Here is a 3,553-nt window from a genome sequence, read left to right on the forward strand (position 1 = left end):
AAAGCCGACTCCGAAGGCCAGCCCGGGCCTGCCAGCTACGGCCGCACCCCCGCTGAGGCTGCCAACCTGCTCGCCGACGCCCTCCGTCCCCACGGTGGAGTCGTGCTGTACCGCTCATTCGTCTACAACCACAACCTCGACTGGCGCGACCCCAAGGCCGACCGTGCCCGCGCCGCTTACGACATCTTCCATCCCCTCGACGGCCGTTTCGCGCCCAATGTCATCGTCCAGACCAAGGAAGGCCCCATCGACTTCCAGGCCCGCGAGCCGGTTTCGCCGCTTTTCGCCGGCCTCCAGCACACCGCCCAGGGCATGGAGGTGCAGATTACGCAGGAGTACACCGGCCAGCAGCGCCACCTGGTCTACCTCGCCACCATGTGGAAGATGGTGCTCGACGTCGATCTGCGCGCCAACAACGCCCACACTCCTGTGAAGGACATCGTGGCCGGCCGGGCCTTTCACCGGAGCTTGGGCGGCATGATCGGCGTCGCCAATGTCGGCCGCGATGGCTGGCTCGGCTCGCCGCTGGCGCTGGCCAATCTCTACGCCTTCGGCCGGCTCGCATGGGATCCCGATCTATCGCCGCGCGCCATCGCCGAGGAGTGGACGCGCCAGAGCATCTCCACCGATCCCGCCGTTGTCTCCACCGTCGCCGACATGCTGATGCAGTCCTGGCTGGCTTACGAGCACTACACCGGCCCGCTCGGAATGCAGACCCTCACCGACATTACCGGCAGCCACTACGGCCCCAACATCGAGTCCAGCGAACGCAACGGCTGGGGCCAGTGGCACAGAGCCGACCGCAACGGCGTCGGCATGGATCGCTCGGTGGCCACCGGTACGGGTTTTGCCGGCCAGTATCCGCCTATCCTGGCGCGGGCGCATGAGGACGCCATTACCACGCCCGACGACCTGCTGCTGTTTTTTCACCACGTGCCGTACACCTACCGGCTACACTCCGGCCAGACTGTCATCCAGTACATTTACGACAGCCATTACCAGGGCGCGGAAGAAGCCGCACGCCTGGGGCGCGAATGGGCCACGCTGCAAGGCCGGGTGCCCGAGCCGCTCTTCTCTGACATCGCCGCCCGCCTCGAATACCAGGCCGGCCACGCCATCGTGTGGCGCGACGCCATCGTGCAATATTTCTTCAAGCTCAGCGGCATTCCCGACGAAATGGGCCGCGCCGGCCGCTACCCCGGCCGCCTGGAAGCCGAAAACGCGCACCTTTCGGGCTATACCGTCGTTCCGGTCACTCCCTGGGAAGACGCCTCCGGCGGAAAAGCCGTTTCGTGCCCGCTTCCGGCAGCGGGCGCCGCGCCGTCTAACTGCTCTGCCGAGTGGACCTGGCACGGCGCGGCAGGCCCGGCCGACATCGCCGTGCAGTACTTCGATCTGCACCCCGGCGCGGCCCGCTTCACGCTGCTGGTCGACGGCAAACCGATCGGCTCCTGGTCCGCCGACGCCGAACTGCCCTCGCGCCGTCCTGACGGCGACAACTCCACCCGGCACACCTTCCGCGGCGTCGTGCTCAAGCCGGGAGATACCCTCCGCGTCGATGGCGTTCCCGACCTGAGCGACCCCGCCGCCTTGGACTACATCGAGATAGCCGCGTCACACCCCATGTAGCCGGCAGCAGCAGCGGCCGCGGCGCAGTCATGGGGGGCACAAAAGAAAGGGCACGGCTTTATCGGCCGTGCCGCAAATAGAAATAAATCGGTAATCCGTGGTTTCTTACGCCTGCAGCGCGCGTTTTTCCCACGGCTTGGGCCGGCGGTTGGCTTGCAGAACCTTTTTGCGCAAGCGCAGCGACTTGGGCGTTACCTCCACCAGTTCGTCGTCGGCGATGAATTCAATGGCCTGTTCGAGGTTCAGCGTCTTGTACGGCACCAGGCGGATGGCGTCGTCGGCCGTCGAAGCGCGCATGTTGGTCAACTTCTTTTCGCGCACCACGTTCACGTCCAGATCGTTGTCCCGCGAGTGCTCGCCGACGATCATGCCCTCGTAAACTTCGACGCCGGAGCCGACAAACAGCACGCCGCGCTCCTGCAGGCCGTTGAGCGAGTACGCCGTGGTCGCGCCCTCGCGGTCGGCAATCATGGCGCCGGTGGGACGCTGCGGAATCTCTCCCTGGTAGGGGATGTATCCGTCGAACAGCGCGTTCATCACGATGGTGCCGCGCGTGTCGGTCAGCATCTCGCTGCGCAGGCCGATGACGCCGCGGCTGGGGACGCGGAACTCCAGGCGCACGCGGCCCGATCCGTGATTGTGCATCTTGGTCATTTCGCCCTTGCGCGGTCCCAGCTTCTCAATCACCACTCCGGTGTAAGTTTCCGGCACATCGATGGTGAGATGTTCCACCGGCTCCATGCGCACGCCGTCCACCATTTTGGTGACGATCTCGGGCCGTCCGGCCATCAGCTCGTAGCTTTCCCGGCGCATCATTTCGATCAGGATTGCGAGCTGCAACTCGCCGCGTCCCAGCACCTTGAAGCTGTCCGGCGAGTCGGTCTCTTCCACGCGAATGCTGACGTTGGTCAGCAGCTCTTTCTCCAGCCGCTCGCGCAGATTGCGGCTGGTGACATACTGGCCTTCGCGCCCGGCAAACGGCGAGTTGTTCACGCTGAATTGGATGGCGATGGTCGGCTCGTCGATCACGATCAACGGCAGCGGCGCGGGAGTTTCGACGGACGTAATCGTCTCACCGATGGTGATGCCTTCGACGCCCGCGACGGCCACAATGTCGCCCATGGTGGTGGCTTCGATTTCCGTGCGCTTTAAGCCGGAGAAGGTGAACAGCTTGGTGATCTTGGTTTTCTGAAGCGAGCCGTCGCGTTTGGAAATCGCCACTTCGTCGCCCAGGTGCAGCGTGCCTTGAAACACGCGGCAAATCGCAATGCGCCCGAAGTAGTCGGAGTAATCGAGGTTGGTCACCAGAATCTGCAGGGCCGCTTCAGTGTCGCCTGTTGCTGCCGGAATGGTCTTTACGATGGCCTCGAACAAGGGCTGCAGGTTCTCGCCGGGAGTTTCAAGCTCGAGCGAAGCCGTGCCTGCCTTGGCCACCGCGTAGAGTACCGGAAACTCCAGTTGCGACTCGTCCGCATCCAGATCGATGAAAAGATCGTAAATCTCGTTCAGCACTTCCTGGGCACGGGCGTCGGGACGGTCGATCTTGTTGATGACCACAATGGGAGGCAGCTTGGCCTCCAAAGCCTTTGACAGCACATAGCGCGTCTGCGGCAGCGGGCCCTCGGCCGCATCCACCAGCAGCATCACGCCATCCACCATCTTCAGGGCGCGTTCCACTTCGCCGCCGAAATCGGCGTGCCCCGGGGTGTCGACAATGTTGATTTTGCCCCCGCCGTAGTTGATGGCGGTGTTCTTGGCCAGAATCGTGATGCCGCGCTCGCGCTCCAGCTCGTTGGAGTCCATCACCCGCTCGGCCACCTGCTCGTTGGCGCGAAACGTTCCGGCTTGGCGCAGCATGGCGTCCACCAGGGTGGTCTTTCCGTGGTCGACGTGCGCGATGATGGCGATATTCCGTATCGTCTGG

At 64.1% G+C, this 3,553-nt stretch carries 1 protein-coding gene and 1 pseudogene; one reads left to right on the forward strand and one right to left on the reverse strand.

Annotated elements, in window-relative coordinates; genetic code table 11:
* Positions 1-1,629: pseudogene (locus tag AC1P6P_RS02305) on the forward strand (alpha-glucuronidase family glycosyl hydrolase); the annotation flags it as partial.
* Positions 1,630-1,734: 105 nt separating this feature from the next.
* On the opposite strand, the gene typA reads toward AC1P6P_RS02305, so the two are convergent.
* Positions 1,735-3,546: a translational GTPase TypA gene (gene typA, locus AC1P6P_RS02310; protein WP_481400819.1), complete on the reverse strand. Its 1,812-nt coding sequence runs from the start codon at positions 3,544-3,546 to the stop codon at positions 1,735-1,737.
* Positions 3,547-3,553: the final 7 nt, after the last annotated feature.

This window comes from Rhizomicrobium sp., assembly GCF_056722145.1.